Here is a 22,612-nt window from a genome sequence, read left to right as displayed (position 1 = left end):
TAACTTAAACAACTTTAAAGAGCGGGCTCATTTTCTAACGGAATAGCCAACATATACAACAATTGCAATAATGATCCTTCACAAATAGCCGCTTGTGCTTGCTCAACTACTTTAGGCTTGCCATGTACTGCTACACCTAAACCTGCTTTTGCCATCATGATTAAATCATTTGCGCCATCACCAATAGCAACTGTTTGCGACTTCTCAAGCCCTAGTTTATGTTGTAACGACTCTAAAATAATTGCTTTTTGCTGTGCATCTACAATTGTACCTAGTACTTTTCCTGTTAGTTTATCGTCTTTAAATTCAAGTACATTAGCGTGTACTTCATCTAAATTAATAAGCTCTTGAACGCGCTCTGCAAACGGTACAAAACCACCTGATGCAATTGCTAAATACCAGTCATGCTGTTTTAGAATTTGACACAGCACTTTAATACCAGGCATGAGTGGCAATGCACTTTTTAGCTCTTCAATTAAGCTTTTTTCAATACCAGCCAGTTTAGCTACGCGCTGATTTAAACTCTCGCTAAAATCAAGTTTACCCGCCATTGCAAGTGCGGTTACAGAGGCAACTTCGTCGTAAACATCCGCAAGGCGTGCTATTTCGTCTATGCACTCAATAGTTATTGCAGTTGAATCCATATCCATAACCAATAAACCAGGCTCATATAAATTAGGCACAGTAGCAACTTGCACTAATTGACAATCTAGAGTGCTTGAAAACTCTTGTAGTACTAACGGGTTTATAGCTTGATCGGAGTTTTGCGCGTAAAAACACAGTGCTGGAGCTAACCCTAAATCTGGTTGATATTGGCATATAGCAGTGACGGTTTGGTTATGCATAGCTAAAAAATCAATAATGCTAACAATGTGTTTTTCTTCAAAATCACCCGCAAATGCGATGCTAAATAACCCTAATGCTTTGTTTGGTATATAATCAAGAGGTGTAAATGCACCACCACTATAGCTAAACCATTTATTTAGAGTTAAGTGTTGTAATGGTTGCTCAGCAGCTTGCTGTGCCATGTTGATTTGCGACATGGAATCTCCGTGTTTATTTTTATTTTCCTGATAATTGGCATATCATAACTGGTATTCTCAACACTAAATTCGCCATCAGGTGGGGTTTAAGGTTATAGTTAGTGTAGTTGTAACATCAAATCAAAATGCTGTCAGTAGCATAAACGGTGACTATGAAAAATAACCATATTAAAAACCCTATTACTGCTTCTCAAAGAAAACGACTTGTTCGCTTAATACTAGCGGCTGGTTGTTTTGTATTACTAAGCTGGGTAGGTGTTAATAGTAGTTTTCAGAGTCATCAGTTACTTTATGATAGTGCCGATAGCACGGCAAAAAGCCTCACTCAGTTTATGGCTTTAAATGTTAAAACACCGCTTATTGAAAAAAACAAACCACAGCTCAACGCCATTTGTAACGATATAAGTAAAGATGAATTTGTACTTTCTGCGACTATTTATGATCAACAAGGCATTTTAATTGCTAGCAGTGACAATTGGCAGTCACATCATATTTATGGACAACTCCCTGACTCTACACCGGGTATTAGTAAACTAAAAACACCTTTTATGGAACCCGTGATAAGCGATGATGACCGCCCTATAGGCTTTGTGTCTGTTACTTATTTAACTCGCGCCGCAATATCCGACAGCCATAATCATTTTCATGACTTAGGTCGTCAAGTATTGTTAATGCTAGTGATTGCATGTATTTTTACGTGGCAGTTAGGGCGTGGATTAAAACGTTGGCAGGTAAATCGCTATATGCAAAAAACATCTGAACAAGAACCGTAAAGCTGCTTTGCAAGCGTCCCTCTTTCACTATGTGGCTTTAAATCACATAACGCGTTAAATACATCAGGTATATGTAATGGCGTGTTAACTTCACCTTGATGACCGCTTAACGGCATTGAAGGTGAGTCGGTTTCAAGCACTAAGTGCTCTGGCTCAATAGCAGCAATAACAGCGCGTGTTTTAACTGCGCGATCATAGGTAATAACACCGCCTATGCCAAGCTTAAAACCCTGCTTAATATAGTACTGCGCTTGTTGAAGTGAGCCCGAAAAGGCATGAATCACTCCCCCGTTTTTTGGCTTACACTGCTTAAACGATTGCGCAATTAAATCATGGCTTTGCCTATGATGCACAATAAGCGGTAAATTAAGCTCATTAGAAAGCCCTATTTGCTGCTCAAATAAATAAGTTTGTTTAGGAAGGTTTTCAATACTTCGATCAAGCCCGCACTCCCCAATAGCAACCAGCTGATGTTTATTTGTAGTCGCGAATTCAAATAACGCTTCTATGTGCGATTCGTTATGTTGCTCTAAAAAGTAAGGATGTAGCCCTGCGGCTATTTTTATACTTGGGTAAGTTGCTTTGAGTTTTATGAGAGTATGTGATTGAGCAAGCGTAATACCCGGCACAACAAACTGATTAACTCCCTTTGCTACACACTCACTTATGAGCGATTCACGATTCGAATCAAACTCGCTAAAGTCGAGGTGGCAATGAGAGTCAATAAATTGCACGGTTACTTACTCATCTTTTAATTAAGGGTTTAAGCGTGTAATTTGCCAGCTGTTATCTGCTTGGCGCTGATATATAAAGCGATCATGCAAACGATGCGCCCCACCTTGCCAAAACTCAATTTTAGTGGGTACTACACAATATCCGCCCCAAAAATCAGGCAATGGAATTTCACATTTAGCAAACTTACTTTTCATGTTGGCGAAGGTTTCCATTAGTACTTTACGTGATGACACCGGACGACTTTGCGCTGATGCCCATGCAGCTAATTGGCTTTCTTTAGGACGAGATAAAAAGTACTTTGCCACAGCAGAGGTAGGTAATGGTTTAGCCTCGCCATATACAATAACTTGGCGTTCCATGTGGTGCCACGGAAAGTGCAGCGATATTTTATTATTACCTTTAAGCTCTTGCGCTTTACGCGAACCTGTATTGGTAAAAAATACAAAACCGTTATCATCCAGATGCTTTAAAAGCACAATGCGCTGTGAAGGTTGACCGGTTTCATCAACAGTTGCTACAACCATTGCTGTTGGATCGGGTAGTTTGCTTGCTACCGCATGCTCAAGCCATGTTTCAAACTGCTTGAATGGATCATCTTGCAAGTTATCTTCGCTTAACGCGTCTTGCAGGTATTCACGGCGGATATCTTCGAGTTTCATAACAAGTCCTTTAAATAAAGCCTTAGAAAAGAGCTTAGAGTAGCGAGCTTAAAACAATGGATGTTGAGTAGTAACAAATATTAAGATTCAGGTGTACGCGATAGCAATAACACCGAGTCTCGAGTGTATTCGATAGCAATAAACACAGAGCCTCAGGTGCATTCGATAGCAGTAAACATAGAGTCTCAGGTGTATCGTTGGGTTTCGTTTCACTCAACCCAACCTACAACGTAAACTACACAACTCAGATATCTGCAAGTGTAGAAGTGCTGACAAGACGGAGTGCTTTTTTATGCCAAGGAGCATACATTTAGTATGTGACTTAGGCTAAAAAAGCACGACAACGCAGTCAAAGCGAACTACACGCAGCAGACGGTTCACCTAAGTAGTTTAGCCTAAGACAAGGCATCCAACCCGACTTATCCCTATGAGCATACGGTTTGTATGTGATTAGGGTAAGTTGGGGTGGATAACGCAGTATTAGGTTAAAATACAACGGTGATTACATTTGCTCCATGACTTCAATGCCGAGTAAGTCCAATCCCGTTTCTAATGTTCTTGAAACCAAATTACACAACACTAAACGGCTGTCGCGCACGCTTGGCTCTACGCCCTCTTTAAGTACTGGGCAGGCTTCGTAAAATGTCATGTATAAGCTTGCTAGCTCATATAAGTAACCACATAATACGTGCGGTGTTGCTTCGCTGATCATTAAATCAAGTACTTCTTCAAGCTGTAGTAGCTTAAGTGCTAGTGCTTTTTCTTGAGGCTCAACAATTGCTACGTCTGAATTTAACGCAGCTGCATCAACGCCTGATTTACGGAAAATACTGCGTATACGTGTATAAGCATATTGTAAGTAAGGGGCTGTTGCGCCTTCAAAGCTTAGCATGCTGTCCCAGTTAAAAATGTAATCACTGGTACGGTGCTTAGAAAGGTCGGCGTATTTAACTGCGCCAATACCTACTTTACGTGCAATCTCGCTGCGATCGCTATCACTTAAATCCGATTCACGTTCAGCTAGTTTTGCAGCTGCACGGTTAATTGATTCTTCTAATAAGTCAGCAAGTTTTACTGTGCCGCCAGTACGTGTTTTAAATGGTTTGTTATCGGCGCCCATCATGGTGCCAAACGGGCAAAACTCGTAACTTGTTTCGTCTCGTAATAAACCTGCTTTACGCGCTGTTAGCTCTACTTGATTAAAGTGTAGATTTTGACGTGCATCTACAAAAATTAAGATACGATCAGCACCTAATTTATTTGAACGATAATCACATGCCGCTAAATCTGTTGTTGCATATAAAAAACCACCGCCAGATTTTTGTACGATAAACGCAGATGGTTCACCATCTTTGTTGGCAAGTTCATCTAAAAACACAACTTGCGCGCCTTGCGACTCTACTGCAATATTTTTATCTTTAAGTAGGCTAATAATATCGTTAAGTTCTGCGTTGTATGCGCTTTCAGCCATAATATCAGCTTGAGTAAGTGTTACATTTAAACGCTTGTATACTTCTTCAGAATGCTTAACTGAGGTAGCTATAAACAGTTTCCAAAGTTTTTCACAGTGCGCATCGCCGCCTTGTAATTTAACAACGTAATTACGTGCTTTATCAGCAAAGCCTTCTTCGTCGTCAAAGCGTTTTTTAGCATCGCGGTAAAAGGTTTCTAAATCAGCAAGCGCTACAGAATCTAAATCAACACCTTGGCTAATTTGATCTTCCAAATGCGCGATTAACATACCAAATTGCGTGCCCCAATCACCCATGTGATTTTGACGTACAACCGTATCGCCTCTAAATTCAAGCGCACGCACAATTGAGTCACCAATAATGGTTGAACGTAAATGGCCTACGTGCATTTCTTTAGCAAGGTTTGGTGATGAATAGTCAACAACCACTTTTTGCGGGTTAGCATGCTCGTTTACAGCAAGCTTTGCATCACTGTTAGCGGCTTGTACGCTTTGAGCTAAAAACTCAGGCTTTAAATGAATATTAATAAAACCTGGGCCAGCAATTTCAGTCTTTTGAGCAATATCGCTTACATCAAGATTATCTATAATTTTTTGCGCAAGCTCACGTGGGTTGCTTTTCATTTTTTTAGCCGCGCCCATTGCTGCATTAATTTGGTAATCACCAAATTGTGGACGTGTGCTTTGTGTTACTGCTGGGTTTGTATCTTCAGGTAAGCCTGCGCCCGCCATAGCGGCAATGGCTTTTTCGATTAAAATAGTACGAATATTCATATTTTTTACCTTTGTAAGCCCGCCAAAGCAGGCTTTCAGTTAACTGTAGTCAGTCGATTCTAGTTTTCGCGAGTGTGGTTAAATGTCACTTCTGGGTAACGCTCTACTGATAAATTAAGATTTACACGGCTCGGCGCAATGTAAGTTAAGTTATCGCCACCATCGAGTGCTAAATTACTTTCGCACTTGCGCTTAAAGTCTTCAAACTTTTTAACATCGTCGCTGCTTACCCAACGCGCTGTATTTACGTTTACACCTTCGTAAATAGCATCTACGTTATATTCGGCTTTTAAGCGCGCTACAACTACATCAAACTGAAGTACACCTACCGCGCCCACAATTAAATCGTTGTTTATAAGCGGTCTAAATACTTGCACAGCACCTTCTTCAGAAAGCTGTACTAAGCCTTTTAATAATTGCTTTTGCTTAAGTGGATCGCGAAGACGAATACGGCGGAATAATTCAGGCGCAAAGTTAGGGATACCGCTAAATTTAAGTTTTTCGCCTTGTGTGAACGTATCACCAATTTGAATGGTACCGTGGTTATGCAAACCAATAATATCGCCCGCGTAAGCGTCAGCTGCGCGCTCACGATCGCCCGCCATAAAGGTTACCGCATCAGAAATGCTCACTTGCTTGCCAATTCGCACGTGATTCATTTTCATGCCTTGGCTGTACTTACCCGATACAATACGCATAAATGCAATACGGTCACGGTGTTTAGGGTCCATGTTGGCCTGAATTTTAAATACAAAACCAGTAAAGTTTTCTTCAGTTGCAACAATAAGTCTGTCTTCGGTTTCACGAGGCAGTGGCGTTGGTGCCCATTTAGTTAAACCATCTAAAACGTGGTCAACACCAAAGTTACCAAGTGCGGTACCGTAATAAACTGGCGAAAGCTCACCTGCTAAAAACAGATCTAAATCAAATTCGTTTGATGCGCCAATAACAAGCTCAAGCTCATCGCGTAATTGCGCAGCTAAATCTTCACCAATGGCAATATCAAGTTCTGGGTTATCAAGACCTTTAATGGTACGAACTTCTTGAATTTTATGACCCTGACCTGTTTTGTATAAAACAGCTTCGTCATTATGAATGTGATAAACACCTTTGAACTCTTTACCACAGCCAATTGGCCAAGTAATGGGTGCACAGGCAATATTTAGCTCTGTTTCAACTTCGTCAAGCACTTCCATTGGGTCGCGAATTTCACGGTCACATTTATTCATAAACGTAACAATTGGCGTTGTACGCAGGCGTGTAACTTCCATTAGCTTACGGGTACGATCTTCTACACCCTTTGCCGCATCAATAACCATTAAACACGAATCTACCGCAGTTAATGTGCGGTAAGTATCTTCCGAGAAATCTTCATGTCCTGGAGTATCAAGTAAATTAACAAGTGCGTTGTTATATGGAAACTGCATTACAGAGGTAGTAACAGATATACCACGCTCTTTTTCCATTTCCATCCAGTCAGACTTTGCATGCTGGTTAGAGCCACGGCCTTTTACAGTGCCGGCTCGTTGAATAGCTTGTCCGAATAACAATACTTTTTCGGTAATGGTTGTTTTACCAGCATCTGGGTGAGAGATGATAGCAAAGGTTCGTCGTTTATTAATTTCGCTAAGGAGATTTTGATCTGCCATTAAAAAAGTTCTTTTAGTTTGTATACGGATATTATCCACTTTAAGTATGCTGAGCTTTCAAGGCTTAAATAATACCAATTGCATTAAATTAGCGTTCTATTATAGCGATAATAAAATAGCGCAATAACAAGGCGAAATTATCACATAGAGTTATTCTCTATGAATAATTTTTAACGTAGTTAGTGAGTTATTTAATACGCTAGAACGATCTTGTTTTTAATAAAATTGGTATAGAGCAACCTCGAAAGCTCAACACACCATCAGAAAAGCCCTAAATTGGCCCTTCACATGCGATCCGTTATGTTAATCGTAATTGAAGACTATTTTCGCTGATCTTGGCCTTATAAACAATCAATGGTTGGTTATTAGCTGATCTTTTTTATTAATATGGGTTTTGGGAAGCCTAACTGCAAATGAGGTACAAAAAAATCAGTAATAAGCCAAATAAATAGGATCAGCACACAATACACCAAGCCTCTGCACACCATTAGAATTTTTAAGCCTTGCTTGAGAATATAACCTAGTGGCCCGGCTAACAGCCCTGCGTTAACCCACTGGTATTTATAACTGAGAGTAAATTAGAATATTCAATTTTAAGTGATAGCATTTATCTTTAAAAAATGACTTTAAAAGATGTAAATTTATGTAAACTTTTTTGAACAATAAAATAACGGTTATAAGCATGTAACTTATTAAATTAAAATAACTTAATAAAATAAAAAAACACCAATACAGAGCTAAATACCATGCAACTACTGATTGTAATTTAGCCACCAAGACCGCCACAAGCTTGTGTAATAAAGTCGTAACGCATATTATTGATAGATTGCATGGAGGATAAGTCGTTTGGTCATGAAAACCAGTAAGTTAAGTATTAGATTATTATGGTATATAACACCCCTTGTTATTCTACCGCTGCTATTTTTAGGTGGCTTTACGCTCACCAATGTAACTAATTCAACACAAAAACAAGCTGATTTAATAATGAGCCGTTTTGTTGAGCAACAACAGCAAAAAATATTTAATTATATCGACTCTTTTCACTCTACAGCAAAACTACTTTCAACCTCGCCAGTACTTAGTGATTTTTTAGCAAACGACATTCGTGCCAACGGTAATTACACCCGAAAACTTGGCGCGCTTATGGATGTATTTGCCAGTTACAGTGAGGCTTATCCCGATATAATTAGCATTAATTTAGTTTCAGCCAGTGGTAAAAGCGATGCCTACTACTCTAACAACCTAACAACAGCGCCTAAAAGCTACCCGTTTTTTAATCAAGTATTGCAAAGTAATTTAAGTAAACAGCAATTTATGATTCAAAAGGATGATGGCACCACTAGTTTGTATTTTATTCAACGAATTTATAGTGTTGATTACTATTTAAAACGACCACAGCAGCTTGGTTTTATTGTAATACATATAGAACCTTCAATACTAAACTCTAGTATTTTAGAAGCGCCATATAACAACACGCTTAATTTAATGTTGACTAAAGACGGGAAAATTTTATTTAGCTCCGATTACAATATGCGTGGCCAATACATAAGCGAGTACGAACTTAATCAAGTGCACGACCTCGCTGATATCGGCATGCTTTCAACTATTGAACTCTCAAGCATAGACAAAATAGAGCGAATGATTTTTGCAGTGCAAATGCCCGGGGGATATTATTACGTATCGACCATTCCCAAAGGGGTGCTTTATCAATCAGGTAAAGCCATAAGTTTAATAACAGGCTTAATTGTTATTATTTCGGTGATCACCCTGCCTATATTAATTTTTGTAGTGGTCCGTAATTTATTACTTAACCCAATTGAGTTACTCGGGGCTGCCAGTCATCGTGTTGGTGATGGCGATTTGTCGGTGCACTTACCAGCTCATACAAATGATGAAGTAGGTGTTTTATTTAACGACTTTAACCACATGGTTAATCAAATAAGGCACTACCAACAACAGCTTGAAGAATACAAACACCACCTTGAAGATAAAGTGGAAAGTCGTACCCAAGCACTTGAAGCTATGAACAGCCAACTTGAGTTAGCTATTGGCCAAGCTGAGCAAGCTAATCAACTTAAGAGTCGTTTTTTAGCTAACATGAGTCACGAAATACGCACGCCGCTCACGGCCATTATGGGCTTTACAGAGCAGTTACTACACAACGATAAAGTAGCGAATGACAAACAACACCTAAGCACTATTTTACGTAATTCAAAACACTTACTAGAGTTAATAAATAACATACTCGATTTATCTAAAATTGAAGCTGAAAAGCTGGCTGTTGATTTGTCAGCGTTAAATGTAGTGCAGCTTGTGCACGACATTGAATCAATTATTCAACCACTGGCACAAGAAAAACAATTAACCCTTAATATCGACTATCAACTGCCGCTACCTCGCACCATTTATAGTGATGTGACCCGCTTAAAACAAATACTTATAAACATTGCTAATAACGCTGTTAAATTTACCGAAAATGGCAGCGTGTCTATTTGTGTGCATTATTTACAAGCAAGTCAAAAGCTAGAGTTTGTAATTAAAGATACTGGTATTGGTATGTCTGAGCATCAAATAGAACGTGTATTTAAGCCGTTTGAACAAGCCGATGCCACAACTACACGTCGTTTTGGTGGTACAGGTCTTGGGTTGTGTATTTCTAAAAACTTAGCACTGTTACTTGGTGGCGATGTAAACCTTGAAAGTGAAGTGGGTGTAGGTAGCCGAGTTACAATTAGGGTGGCATGTCAGCTATCTGATGATCAACCCATGCTTGAATTTTTAACGCAAGACAGCCAGTTAATACCAGAGAAAGACCCTCTCTTATCGTTTGCAACCAATAGCTTCGACGCCAATATATTAGTGGCTGAGGATAACCCAGATAACCAACTATTAATTAAATTATTACTGCAAACCTGGGGTCTTGAACCCGATATTGCCAGTAATGGCGCACAAGCTGTAGAAATGGCGCTCGTAAACGACTACCAACTTATTATTATGGATATGCAAATGCCTGTAATGGGCGGATTAGAAGCGACTAAAATGCTTCGTCATGCAGCGTATGATGGCCCTATCATTGCCCTTACTGCCAATGTAATGAACCATGATATAGGCACTTATCTAGAAGCTGGTTGCGACAAAGCACTGGCTAAACCCATTGATAAAGATGCTCTTGAAAATGTACTCGTAAGCTACCTGCATCTTGAAAAAGATAATCAAAATAAATGGGATAGCCTATTAAAGAGCGAAAAGTTTCAGCAAATTGCCGATAATTACTTAGCTAACTTACCTACATATTTAGAAGAAGTTAAAGCTTTGCAGCATTGTGATGATTGGGAAGCATTAAGAGGTATAGCGCACAGTGTTAAAGGCAGTTCTGGATGCTTTAACTTTGATGAAATTTACCATAGCGCTGCGGCACTTGAAGAGAACTTAAAAAGTAACAATAAAGTACCAAGAGACGAGCTGGTAAATGATTTAATAGCAGCCATTGAGCAAGCAATTAGCGACAAAGTAACCTAAAAAGTAAACTTACAAAACGGTACAAATGCAGTACTTTAGCGGCTCTATATTTTAAATGCTAATTACCGACTTTAATTATGAAAAGTTTAAACCTAGCGCCATACCCATTAAAATAGCGTCTTCAAAGCCATTTTTAGCAGGGTTATCGCTTGGGTAGTAGTTTTTACGCACTGACATCTCAGCAAAGCCTGCGCGCTCGTACAGCGCAATAGCACGCGTATTTGATTCGCGTACTTCTAAAAAGAGGTTTTCAGCATTTTGCTGCTCACCATATTCAATAAACTGCGCTAACAACTGCCTTGCAATACCCTTACTCTGGTGACTTGGTGTTACACAAATATCCATAAGTGTAAAATCAGGCCCTGCTTTTTCACCAATATAAAAACCAATCATGCTCGCCTCATCAAATGCGGCAACATTAAAATAGCGCCCGCCTATACATGAACCCATTGTATTTAAAGTCCACGGATGGCTATGACACGCTGTTTCGATGGCCATTAATTGAGGTATTGCAGTTTCATCTACTGATTTAAAGTTTATCAAGGTGTTCACTCATTAAAGCCCATAAAGCACGCTTCTCAGAGGCGTTGAGCTGTGGGGTTGGCAATGTAAGCTTATTGTCGTTTAATTGAATCTCACTGCCCTGTACAACGCTATTTATAATAATAGGTTCTGCACTGAGTTTAATGTCTGCAAGTAGTTGCTCATTTAGCGTTAAAGAACTAGCTATCGTGCTTTGCGATAAAGTATTAGCTTGATCATTTGCTTGAGGACAATAATGTTGATTGAGTTCAAGATTTTCTATATCAAAAATAGCTGCGTAACGTGGATGCATAACAACTCAGTAGATTAGACATTTGAACAATATAAGAAGTAATAAAAACGATGTAAAGAAGAAATGGCAGGGGCGGAGAGATTCGAACTCCCAACCATCGGTTTTGGAGACCGCTGTTCTACCAATTGGAACTACGCCCCTGCAATGACGACGAATTATAGAGAAGTTTCGCCAAAGGTAAAGAGAAAAATCACTCTTTTAGTTTAACTGCTTTTTAAATAAACAAAACGGCGAATTAGCATGCTAATTCGCCGTTTTTTAATCACTTAAAATTAGTTAATTAAAACTAAAATTAATTATTCCCATTCGATAGTTGCAGGTGGTTTACCTGAAATATCGTAAACAACACGAGAAATACCGTCTATTTCATTAATGATACGGTTTGATACCACACCTAAAAACTCATAAGGTAAATGTGACCAGCGCGCTGTCATAAAGTCGATTGTTTCCACACAACGAAGTGATACAACCCAATCGTACTTACGTGCATCGCCCATAACCCCTACCGATTTAACAGGTAAGAATACAGTAAACGCTTGGCTTACTTTATGGTAAAGCTCAGCTTTGTGAAGCTCTTCGATGAAAATCGCATCAGCGCGGCGTAATAAATCACAGTATTCTTTTTTGATTTCGCCAAGTACACGAACACCTAAACCAGGTCCAGGGAAAGGATGACGATAAAGCATGTCGTACGGTAAACCTAGCTCTAGGCCAATTTTACGTACTTCGTCTTTAAATAACTCACGTAATGGCTCAACAAGACCCATTTTCATGTCATCTGGTAACCCGCCCACATTGTGGTGAGATTTAATAACATGCGCTTTACCAGTTGCAGATGCCGCTGATTCAATTACGTCTGGGTAGATAGTACCTTGCGCTAACCATTTTGCATTTTTAAGCTTTTTAGCTTGTTCATCAAATACATTAATAAACGTGTGGCCAATGGCTTTACGCTTATCTTCTGGGTCTGACTTACCTGCAAGGTCATTTAAAAACTGCTCTTCAGCTTCAACTTTAACAATGTTTAAACCAAATTTATTACCAAACATGTCCATTACTTGCTGGCCTTCGTTTAAACGAAGTAAACCATTATCAACAAATACACATGTTAGCCTTTCGCCAATTGCACGGTGAATAAGCATAGCCACTACCGATGAATCAACACCGCCAGAAAGACCTAAAATAACTTCGTCATCGCCAACGGTTTCTTTAATACGCTCGATAGCATCATCGATAATTTTTGCTGCAGTCCACAATTTTTCACAGCCACAAATATCAATAGCAAAACGCTCTAATAAGCGCTGACCTTGATGCGTGTGCGTTACTTCCGGGTGAAACTGTACGCCATAAAAACGTTTTTCTTCGTTAGACATTGCAGCATGTGGACAAGTAGATGTTTTAGCTGTTGTTGCAAAACCAGCTGGAATATCCATTACTTTGTCGCCATGACTCATCCATACGTCGAGTATGCCGTTGCCACCATCGGTAATATGATCTTCAATTGCATCAAACAATGCACAATTACCTACTTTTTCAACTTGTGCGTAACCAAACTCTTTTTTATCAGAGCTGTGTACACTACCACCTAGTTGAGCAGCCATTGTTTGCATGCCATAACAAATGCCTAACACAGGCACGCCTGCATTAAATACGTACTCTGGAGCGCGCGGGCTGTTTTCAAGTGTTGTTGATTCTGGGCCACCAGAAAGAATAATACCTTGTGGGTTGAACTCGCGGATTTGCTCTTCAGTCACATCCCATGCCCATAGCTCACAGTAAACACCAATTTCGCGGATACGGCGCGCGATTAATTGCGTGTATTGTGAACCAAAGTCTAAAATGAGAATTCGTGAATCGTGAATATCTTTGCTCATGGAGTATCTCGTAAAGTCTGATGCTAAATGTCATTTGTTAATGTAAACGACTAAAAAGAGGGCTTGCAAAGCAAGCCCAGTATATTAAATTAATTACGCTGCTTAACCTAAGCGGTAATTTGGTGCTTCTTTAGTGATTTGCACATCGTGTACGTGCGATTCACCCATACCCGCTGAAGTAACGCGTACAAACTGTGGTTTTGTATTAAGCTCTTCAATTGTTGCACAACCCGTTAAACCCATAGCACTACGTAAGCCACCTACTTGCTGATGAATAATCGTTGCAATTGGACCTTTGTAAGCTACGCGACCTTCAATACCTTCAGGTACTAACTTGTCTGCTTCGTTTGATTTTTGGAAGTAACGATCTGATGAACCTTCTTTTTGATCCATCGCGCCCAATGAGCCCATACCACGGTAAGACTTGTAGTAACGACCTTGGTATAATTCAACTTCACCTGGTGCTTCTTCTGTACCAGCGAGAAGAGAACCCACCATTACACACGATGCACCAGCAACAAGTGCCTTAACAATATCGCCAGAAAAACGAATGCCGCCATCAGCAATTACAGGAATGTCGCGACCTTTTAAGCCTTCAACAGCATCTGAAATAGCGGTAATTTGTGGAACGCCACAACCGGTAACAATACGTGTAGTACAGATAGAACCTGGGCCTATACCTACTTTAACTGCGTCGGCGCCAGCGTCTGCAAGTGCAATCGCACCTTCTGCTGTAGCTATGTTACCGGCAATAATTTGTAAGTCTGGGTACTCTTTGCGAGTTTTAGTAACACGGTCAATAACACCTTGAGAATGACCATGCGATGTATCGATAAGTAAAACATCAATACCCGCTTCTACTAATGCAGCAATACGCTCATCAGTACCAGCACCAACACTTACAGCAGCACCTACACGTAAACGACCTTGGTCGTCTTTACATGCGTCTGGTTTGTCTTGGGCTTTTTGGTAATCTTTTACTGTTATCATGCCTTTAAGTTTAAAAGCGTCATCAACAACAAGGATTTTTTCAATGCGGTGTTCGTGCATTAAGCCTAAAATTTCTTCGCGAGCTGCGCCTTCTTTAACGGTAACAAGCTTTTCTTTTTTAGTCATAACGGTAGAAACAGGCTGTTCAAGCTTAGTTTCAAAACGCATGTCACGGCTAGTTACAATACCAACAAGTACATTGTCGCTATCGGTAACTGGAAAGCCTGAAAAACCTTTTTCGTGCGAAAGCTCAATTGCATCTGCAATTGTTAAATCGGCAGTAACCGTTACAGGGTATGAAACAATACCTGCTTCGTAGGTTTTAACTTTACGTACGTTTTTCGCTTGTTCTTCAATAGTCATGTTTTTATGAATAAAACCAAGACCACCTTCTTGCGCAAGGGCAATAGCTAAACGAGCTTCTGTAACAGTATCCATAGATGCTGAAATAAGCGGCAAGTTAAGTTTGATACCACGCGTTAAGCGAGTTGAAATATTTGCCGTGTGTGGCAAAACAGTAGAATGACCAGGTACTAAAAGTACGTCATCAAAGGTAAGAGCTTCTTTAGCGATTCTAAGCATTTTGGCAACTTCTCACATGTGGATCTAAGATAAGGAATTGCGGCCAAATTTTAACAGCGTTGTTGCCATGAGTAAATAATATTTAGCAAATATTTATGATAAAGTAGTGCAATAAATAGTTTTAGGTTGTTTTTTATGTTTTCGAAGCCTTCGCAGGCGGTTTACACCGTTTCACGCCTTAATAGAGAAATTCGCACAATCCTTGAGCAAGGTTTTGCATCTTTAGTGCTCACGGGCGAAATTTCTAACTTTATTACCCCTGCATCTGGACATTGGTACTTTTCGTTAAAAGACGATAAAGCACAAATTAAAGCCGCAATGTGGCGAGGCAATAATCGCAACCAAAGCTACCGCCCTGTAAATGGCGCACAAGTTACAGTAAAAGCGCGTGTATCGCTTTATGAACCTCGCGGTGACTACCAGCTTATTGTTGAGCATATGGAACCCGCAGGCGAAGGTCAGCTAAAACAAGAATTTGATGCGCTTAAAATGCGTTTAGCCGCCGAAGGATTATTTAGCTCTGCTCACAAACAGCCATTACCCCAAAATATTAATCGCATTGGTGTTATTACCTCAGCAACCGGCGCTGCTATAAAAGATATTTTAACGGTACTCAAACGCCGTGCACCGCAGCTAGAAGTCATCATTTACCCTGCTATGGTACAAGGCAAAGAAGCGCACGTGCATTTAATTAACCAAATTGAATTAGCCAACACACGTGATGAAGTAGACGTACTTATTTTAGGGCGAGGCGGCGGATCACTTGAAGATTTATGGTGTTTTAATCACGAACAGCTCGCCCGCGCTATTTTCAAAAGTGAATTACCGATAGTAAGTGCGGTAGGCCACGAAATAGATACCACTATTAGCGATTACGTTGCTGATGTTCGTGCAGCGACTCCATCAGCCGCAGCTGAGCTTGTAAGCCCTAATACGCAAGAGTTACACAACAAAGTAACGCAATTAGTTAATCGTTTATCTAACGCGTTTAAGCACGGCATTGCCGACAAGCGCGCACTAGCAACGCAGTTACAACACCGCCTTAATTTATGTCATCCGCGTAATCAGCTTAATCAAAAATCACAACGTTTGGATGAGCTAAGCATTGCGCTGCAACAGGCGATGCGTAATCGTTTATACCAACAAGAACGCACACTCAATAACTTAACGCCGCGTTTAATGCGCCAATCACCCGATAAAAAACTCGCTACAGCAAGCCATCAACTTTCGCAATTACAAGCTAGGCTAAACCAAGCTATACAACATCAGTTACAGCAAGCGAATAATAGCTTAGCACTGCAAGCAAGCAGGTTAGATTCAGTAAGTCCGCTTAATGTTTTAGCGCGCGGCTATAGCATCACTAAAACACAACAAGGCAAAGTGGTTAAATCTGTGGGGCAAATTAAAACAGGCGATGTTTTGATTACAGAGCTCGTTGATGGCTCTATAGAATCACAGGTTATACCTGTTACATAAAGTTGGTATTACTTAAAACTCTGTACTTAGCAACAATTTAAGCTCGCTATCGCTTGATGTGGAGGTAGTGCTTTTAAATTGTTGCCAAAACTCTTGCTTCATCAACTCGTCGTTTAGCTCTCGCCATTGAGAATTATCAAATGTGTCGTTATCAGCGGGTGCGGCAAGTTCAAATTCACATATCGTCGTTTTACATTTTGCGCTAACAACATCGGGTATAATCGCTAAATCAGCTGTTAATAAAAAATCTTGTAATGCCATTTCAGTACGATAAGCCCATTCTTCGTCACGCGTTTGCTTTTCAAATTTATCACGTAAAATCTTCTCAAAATCTGAAGGACCTCTCATTTGCTTTAAAATGCTTTTAACTGTCGCTTTCTGCTCAGCAAGTTGCTGCTTAAGCTGAGTTACTTGCTCTTCTAAAGGTAGCTCATCAAGCATTTGGGTTTCTGAATAGGTTGGAGGCGTCTCTTCAGCGGGCTCTATACTAGCGACTTGCTCAGGTACTGCAGAGTCTGCATTACTTAATACCTCATTACTTTGTTGTCCAGTATGAAGCTTTTGCTGTTTTTCATAACTTGGCTGCGACTTAACAGATTCTGGATGACTTGAAGCTGCATTAAAGTAGCTCCAAGTTAAACCTACACCCGCAATAAACCCAATCCCTAGAGCCAATAAACTATTCTTGTTCATGTTAATTCCTTTTAAGTTTTATTATTTTTAATTACTTATAGCATTGCACTCGTGTGCGATTCGTTTTCAGGCTCAGGATTTGCTAAAAAGTTTTGGTTCATACTTTGCGCCGGACACTCACAATCCGGTCGACCAATAATTTTAGCGGGCACGCCAACAGCGGTTGTGTGTGGTGGAACATTGCTAAGTACAACTGAGCCCGCACCAATTCGTGCGCCCTCACCTACTTCAATATTACCAAGTACTTTAGCGCCGGCGCCAATTAATACGCCCGCTCTAATTTTGGGATGACGATCACCCTGCTCATTGCCTGTACCGCCAAGCGTTACAGATTGCAAAATTGATACATTATCTTCAATTACCGCTGTTTCACCAATAACAATACCGGTTGCGTGGTCAAACATAATGCCTTTACCCACTTTACATGCTGGGTGAATATCGACCCCAAACACTTCAGAGTTACGGCTTTGAATAAAGCGCGCTAGCTCTTTGCGGTTTTGTTGCCACAAGCAATTAGCCAAACGGTGCGCCTGAATAGCATGAAAACCTTTTAGATTTAATATAACCGTAAGATAGGTTTCTGATGCAGGGTCGCGGTCTTTTACCGCTTTAATATCCTCAGCAACAAACGAGAGCATACGGTCACATTTTACAAATGCTTGATCGAACAGCTCTCGGATAGTGAATGCCGATACCACCGCATCAGCCAACTTATTAGCAACAATAAAGCTCAATGCCGAACCTAAACAATCATGATTCAAAATGCATGAATAAACATGACTTGCTAATAATGGTTCACGTGTTACTACATCGTTAGCTTCTTCGCGAAGCTGTTGCCAAATTGCATGACGCATAATACTGCACTGCCTTAAGTTGATATAAAATAGCCTTTTCCCAAGTCTAACGGATTTAAAGCCTAAGGTGTTAATCCCTTAGTTATTTGTTCTGGTTATTAGATATAACTAGGGCGTGTTGACCTTTGGTGATTGGGTTTGCAGCAGTATGTTTGGTTTTTAGGCAAGGCAGAGCCTATGTAGTGTGGTTATTCCCCATTAATGGGCGATAACGCAGCATAAAGACCAAACATGCGCTGCCCTCTGGGTTCTTTCTAGGGGCGATTAACTCTTTGTTGCCTACACGGATGTAGATAAGAGGCGTGAGCAGGACGCGGAAGCTTTGTTCGGTTTTTACTTATTCTTACAGGGATGTAAGTCAGTAGAATAACGCAGGAGCAGTTATCGAGCCCACTAGGTTACAAACCTCGCGCCGCGATTAAATCGCCCCTAGATTGAACAAATTTCAATCCACAGAGTTCAACACGCCCTAGCAACCAGAAATGATATTTTAAATACGTACCCACTTTTTAGATTAAGCTATACGACAGTTGCTAAAATTTCCAATACATACTTAAAATATAATAAATTAATAAAAATCAAAAGCTAACAACATATGACAGTTCACCTGTCATATGCCAAAATACATACTGGCGTACAGCTGACGGCGTAAATAACAAAAACAAACGCTAAATTAGCATCATCAACTCAACAAGGATAACGATGATGAAAAACGATGTATTAAATACAAGAAAATTAGGTTACAAATTTTACTTTCAAGATGGCGATAATCAAATAGCGTGTTTTGGTAGCTACTTTACAGGGAAAGAAGAAGTATACGTAAATGATGAACTTATAAGTAATAAGCGTAACCAAAGGATTCACAGTGGCCATCAATTTAATATTGGTGACAATGATTTTAAAGTAATGTTTGAAATGCGTAATATTTTAACTGGCAGGTTAGAGTGCTCACTTTATAAAAATGGCCAATTTATAAAAAGTTATGAACAATCATCATTATTAAATAACCCAAAAACTTCGTTAAAAGTGCTTTTTGGCTGCTTTTTTGGAGGCCTAGTTGGTGGCTACTTGCTAATTATAATTTTAGAATTCTTGATTAGGAAATTTTAAAATGCAACTTAATCCTAAAACAATAAAAGAACTTAGGCAGCAATTTAATTGGACGCAACAGCAACTTGCCGATGCCTGCGATGTAAGCTTGAGAACAATCCAACGGGTAGAAAAAGAAGGCGCGGCATCAAAAGAAACCACAATGGCTTTATGCGCGGTTTTAGAAGTACGCCAGGGTAAATTAATTAAGCTTGATGAAGATACAACACCTCTCGGTGGTGCAACAACTTTAAACAAGCACACTATAACCACGGTGTTAGCATTGTCATCAGTAGTCAGCTTCATATTAGGCATGATAACTGTTTTTTTTATTATGAAATAAGGAGCTGCAGCAATGTCAAAATATGAGTCGAAAGAGCTACGTGGCCACATCACTTTAGTTGTAATAATAAGTGCAATGATACTTTTTGGGTTAGGTGTAAAAATTGGTTCAATACTATATCCAATACCATAAAAAATGCCCCAATATATGGGGCATTTTAATTATCTTAACTTATATAACTATTTAAACCTTCATTGAAATACTTTATCAACTTTCATCACTTCAATATTTTTTGCAGGAATTGCTAATTTGTAATCAGCAATTACTTTATCTTCAGCCACTAATTCGGCAGGTTTATCGGTATTGTAAACCATTGGTGATGTTTGCTCAGACGCTAAACGTTTTTGCATATCAGCGCCGTCTGCGGTTATAAACACATATTGAACGTTGTCTGTTTGTAGGTTTTCTTTAATAACGCGATTTACATCAGCAACGCTTAGCGTTTTAAGTTTGTTAGTTACGTAACTTACAAAGCTATCTGTGTTGTAAAATTCGCTATCAAGTGCGTAACCTAATTGGCGGTTTTGACTTGCAACCATTTGCGGTACAAAGTTAATTAAAAAGTTACGCGTGGCTTCAAAGTCATCTTCGCTCATAGCATTTTTAATTAGCTTATCTAGCTCAAATAAAGCCGTACGAGTTGCAAAGTGCGCATCGTTATTAGAGCGAAGTGGGCGTAACCACACTTGAAATATTTGCTCAGAGCGCCCTAGGTTTGCATCAGGCTTGGTTTGAAACATACCACGTGGAAAGTATTCAATGTATGCGTAATCGCCGTAGTTCATGCCGCGGGTTTCACGAATGCGCTCATACAAAAAGCTGTTAGAACTACGGTGCTCACCAAAGTACGAACGCACAAGCCAAAGTGCTGTCCAGTCTTCGCTACTTCTTATTGTATCAATAGGAAAACCAAACGATACCGCAGTCGATTGCGCCGACTTTTCTACAATAGTTGCATGATGACCTTTAAGCGCTGGTGCATCAGGAATACTTAAACGGCTTTGATCACCTTTTGGTAGCGTTGCAAAATCGCTCATCATTTTAGCTTTAAGTTTTGCAGGCACAGCCCCAATTAAGCCAACCGTGAGTTTAGATTGCGTAAGCTCGCTGTTATAAAATGCTTTAACGTCATCCAGCGTCAACGCTTCTAAATCAGAAATATCACCGTAGTTGTAGCTTTCATAAGGATGATTTTTGTAAAGCGCGCTGTATAGCACTTCTTTGCCTAGCTCTTCATCGTTAGATGCTTTTAAGCCTGACTTAATACCGTCGATCATTTCTTTTTTGAGGCGTTTAAAGTCATCCTCTCTAAAGCCTGGGTTTAGTAATTGATCGCTCACAAGTGTATACCACTGCGACGCGTTATCTTTATGAATACGTCCTTGAAACGACAGCATTTCTTTATCTATTTGATAACCAAAGCTACCCGCAAGCGGATAAAGTGCTTTTTGAATATCTTTATAGCTTGTCGCCTCTGAGCCACCTTGTGCAAGCATAGCCGCAGTTAACGCAGCAACGCCTTTTTTGCCTTGAGGGTCGGCAGCCGCACCGGTATTGAATAAAAAGTTAACATCAATTAATGGCGAGCTATTGGTTTTATCAAGTACTTTAAATACAGGAGCCGCAGGTGCTTGTTTAAGCTTTGCAGTAAGCGCATTTAAATCAACTTCTTGCTCAAAACTTGGCGCTTCATCAAGTGCCGACATTGTTAATGTGGTACGTGCGTTATCAGTAAAGTATTTATTAGCAACGGCTTTAATATCTGCGCTGGTGATGTTATCTGCCGATTTATACAGCTGGTTTATAACCTCAGGATCGCGCTTAAAATGCATGTAGCTGGCAAGGGTTGATGCAATCGCTTGCGACGAATCTAAACCATTAATAAAGCTGTATTTAAGGTTCGATTTTAAATCACTCAGCTTTTGCTCATCAACAAGCTCAGTGCGTGCTTTTGCATAAGTTCGGTTAATGGCATCGCGTGCAGTGGCTAAATCGTCTGCGTTTTCTACTTTAACAAATACGTGTAATAAACCCGGATCTTTAGTCTCTGGGTTATAGGTAAACATTTGGCTGGCAATTTGTTTGTCGACCACTAGCTCTTGATATAAATCTGAATTACTTGAAAAATAAAGCTGTGAGATTAAATCAAGCGCCGCTCTGTCTTTTTTAGCAGGCTCCCACGCAGCGCCTTTGTACGATACAAGTAACCAATGACCTGGTAGCGCTTCATCTTGCTGGTGCAAATATTTTGGTGCTTGTTGCACAGGCTCTGCTTTAATGTCAGCAATATAGTTACCCTTTTTCCAGCTGCCCCAATGCTTTTTAACCATTGCCATTGTTGCTTGCGGGTCTACATCGCCCACAATAACAAGTGACACATACTCAGGCTTATAAAACTTAGCAAAAAATTCTTTACCATAGGCCATTTGATCAGGCATAGCTTCTATGTCTTTAAAAAAGCCCATAGTGGTGTGTTTATACGTGTGCTTATCAAACGCCTCTTCGCGTACAGCGCTTAATAATTTACGAATTGGGCTCGCGTTGTTTTTTAAGTACTCACCTTTTACCGTTTGTGCTTCTGTTCTAAATTGCTCTTCGGTGTAAGTTAAGTTTTGAAAAATATCAGCTTCAAGCTCAAGTACTTTATCAAGATGCTGCTTTGAAAAGTTTAAATGGTAGTTTGTAAAATCGTTTGTTGTATAAGCGCGGTTATCAACACCTGAATTTTTTAATATGTCTGAGTACACATCTTCAGGGTATTTTTGTGAGCCTTTAAACATCATGTGTTCAAAAAAGTGAGCAAAGCCTGTTTTGCCCTCTTCAACTTCGTTACGCGACCCAACCGATACCGGAATTTGCAGCGACACTACATCAGGGTAGTCGGTTTTAACAACCATGACACGTAAGCCGTTTTCTAGCTCTTCAATTAAATAATCTTGCGAGAAAACACGGTCATCAGCTTTATTTACTTGTTCTTGTTGTGCTGTTGTTTGCGTGCTTTGGTTTTGTTGCATGGCGCAACCTGTTAACGCCAGCGATACCGCTAAGCTGGTTGCTAATAATTTAAATTTCATTGTTGTCCCTTTTTAAATTGAGCAAATTTGTTGTCAGATTTAACTCTTTAATTATGCCCCAAAGCCAATAAATATAAGAGCCCAAAGGGAATTTATTATGTAAACAACTGTGTCAATTATAAATTATGGGAACAAGTACTATGAATAAACATCATGTTAGTTGAAAAACTTTCACTAAA

General features: G+C 39.8%; 17 protein-coding genes and 1 tRNA gene. 5 read left to right on the top strand and 13 right to left on the bottom strand.

Translation table 11 applies throughout. The annotated features are described in order from the left end of the window. Positions 1–14 precede the first annotated feature (14 nt). Positions 15–1,043 carry a phosphoserine phosphatase SerB gene (gene serB, locus I6F48_RS01545; protein ID WP_197118667.1) on the bottom strand — a complete coding sequence of 343 codons (1,029 nt, stop codon included), beginning with the start codon at positions 1,041–1,043 and terminating at the stop codon, positions 15–17. A 152-nt stretch (positions 1,044–1,195) separates the two neighbouring features. On the opposite strand from serB, the gene I6F48_RS01540 reads away from it, so the two are divergent. After that, positions 1,196–1,816, top strand: coding sequence for an AhpA/YtjB family protein (locus I6F48_RS01540; protein ID WP_197118666.1), 621 nt, complete (start codon positions 1,196–1,198; stop codon positions 1,814–1,816). Here I6F48_RS01540 and I6F48_RS01535 read toward each other — a convergent pair. The 4 genes from I6F48_RS01535 to prfC form a co-directional block, all read right to left on the bottom strand. After that, positions 1,783–2,550 carry a TatD family hydrolase gene (locus I6F48_RS01535; protein ID WP_197118665.1) on the bottom strand — a complete coding sequence of 256 codons (768 nt, stop codon included), beginning with the start codon at positions 2,548–2,550 and terminating at the stop codon, positions 1,783–1,785. The genes I6F48_RS01540 and I6F48_RS01535 overlap by 34 nt on opposite strands. A gap of 21 nt (positions 2,551–2,571) precedes the next feature. After that, on the bottom strand, positions 2,572–3,210 hold the full coding sequence (gene pdxH, locus I6F48_RS01530; protein WP_197118664.1) for a pyridoxamine 5'-phosphate oxidase: 639 nt from the start codon (positions 3,208–3,210) through the stop codon (positions 2,572–2,574). A 502-nt stretch (positions 3,211–3,712) separates the two neighbouring features. Further along, entirely contained in the window at positions 3,713–5,455 is a 1,743-nt protein-coding gene (gene argS / locus I6F48_RS01525) for an arginine--tRNA ligase (protein ID WP_197118663.1), read from the bottom strand. Between the two features lie 59 nt (positions 5,456–5,514). Beyond that, entirely contained in the window at positions 5,515–7,104 is a 1,590-nt protein-coding gene (gene prfC / locus I6F48_RS01520) for a peptide chain release factor 3 (protein ID WP_007581628.1), read from the bottom strand. A gap of 852 nt (positions 7,105–7,956) precedes the next feature. On the opposite strand from prfC, the gene I6F48_RS01515 reads away from it, so the two are divergent. After that, complete coding sequence (locus I6F48_RS01515) at positions 7,957–10,623, top strand: ATP-binding protein (protein ID WP_007581624.1); 2,667 nt, start codon at positions 7,957–7,959, stop codon at positions 10,621–10,623. 75 nt (positions 10,624–10,698) lie between these two features. On the opposite strand, the gene rimI is transcribed toward I6F48_RS01515, so the two are convergent. From rimI to guaB, 5 genes are all read right to left on the bottom strand, one after another. Further along, positions 10,699–11,166 (bottom strand): ribosomal protein S18-alanine N-acetyltransferase, encoded by a 468-nt coding sequence (gene rimI / locus I6F48_RS01510; RefSeq protein WP_165727697.1) that lies wholly within the window; start codon positions 11,164–11,166, stop codon positions 10,699–10,701. Next, entirely contained in the window at positions 11,153–11,458 is a 306-nt protein-coding gene (locus tag I6F48_RS01505) for a hypothetical protein (RefSeq protein WP_197118662.1), read from the bottom strand. Before I6F48_RS01505 ends, rimI begins: the two co-directional genes overlap by 14 nt. Positions 11,459–11,522: 64 nt before the next feature. Beyond that, positions 11,523–11,599: transfer RNA gene (locus tag I6F48_RS01500), tRNA-Trp, on the bottom strand. Positions 11,600–11,754: 155 nt separating this feature from the next. Next, complete coding sequence (guaA, locus tag I6F48_RS01495; RefSeq protein WP_165727593.1) at positions 11,755–13,332, bottom strand: glutamine-hydrolyzing GMP synthase; 1,578 nt, start codon at positions 13,330–13,332, stop codon at positions 11,755–11,757. A 102-nt stretch (positions 13,333–13,434) separates the two neighbouring features. Further along, complete coding sequence (gene guaB, locus I6F48_RS01490; RefSeq protein WP_165727594.1) at positions 13,435–14,904, bottom strand: IMP dehydrogenase; 1,470 nt, start codon at positions 14,902–14,904, stop codon at positions 13,435–13,437. Positions 14,905–15,039: 135 nt separating this feature from the next. On the opposite strand from guaB, the gene xseA reads away from it, so the two are divergent. Continuing rightward, positions 15,040–16,380, top strand: a complete 1,341-nt coding sequence (gene xseA, locus I6F48_RS01485) for an exodeoxyribonuclease VII large subunit (RefSeq protein WP_165721065.1) — start codon at positions 15,040–15,042, stop codon at positions 16,378–16,380. Between the two features lie 12 nt (positions 16,381–16,392). Here the strand turns inward: xseA and I6F48_RS01480 are convergent, their stop codons facing one another. Next, positions 16,393–17,073 (bottom strand): hypothetical protein, encoded by a 681-nt coding sequence (locus I6F48_RS01480; RefSeq protein WP_165740795.1) that lies wholly within the window; start codon positions 17,071–17,073, stop codon positions 16,393–16,395. A 35-nt stretch (positions 17,074–17,108) separates the two neighbouring features. Continuing rightward, positions 17,109–17,927: a serine O-acetyltransferase gene (gene cysE, locus I6F48_RS01475; RefSeq protein ID WP_165727596.1), complete on the bottom strand. Its 819-nt coding sequence runs from the start codon at positions 17,925–17,927 to the stop codon at positions 17,109–17,111. A gap of 705 nt (positions 17,928–18,632) precedes the next feature. Here cysE and I6F48_RS01470 point away from each other — a divergent pair. Both I6F48_RS01470 and I6F48_RS01465 read left to right on the top strand, forming a co-directional pair. Beyond that, complete coding sequence (locus I6F48_RS01470) at positions 18,633–19,037, top strand: hypothetical protein (protein WP_197118730.1); 405 nt, start codon at positions 18,633–18,635, stop codon at positions 19,035–19,037. Position 19,038: 1 nt separating this feature from the next. Next, positions 19,039–19,359 (top strand): helix-turn-helix domain-containing protein, encoded by a 321-nt coding sequence (locus I6F48_RS01465; protein WP_024598636.1) that lies wholly within the window; start codon positions 19,039–19,041, stop codon positions 19,357–19,359. 191 nt (positions 19,360–19,550) lie between these two features. On the opposite strand, the gene I6F48_RS01460 is transcribed toward I6F48_RS01465, so the two are convergent. Further along, positions 19,551–22,433, bottom strand: a complete 2,883-nt coding sequence (locus tag I6F48_RS01460; protein ID WP_197118661.1) for a M16 family metallopeptidase — start codon at positions 22,431–22,433, stop codon at positions 19,551–19,553. Positions 22,434–22,612 lie beyond the last annotated feature (179 nt).

This window comes from Pseudoalteromonas sp. SWYJ118, assembly GCF_015864505.1.
Taxonomy (GTDB): Bacteria; Pseudomonadota; Gammaproteobacteria; order Enterobacterales; family Alteromonadaceae; genus Pseudoalteromonas; species Pseudoalteromonas arctica.
The sequence above is the reverse complement of the archived record's forward strand: the minus strand, read 5'-3'. Positions and strand labels throughout refer to the sequence as shown.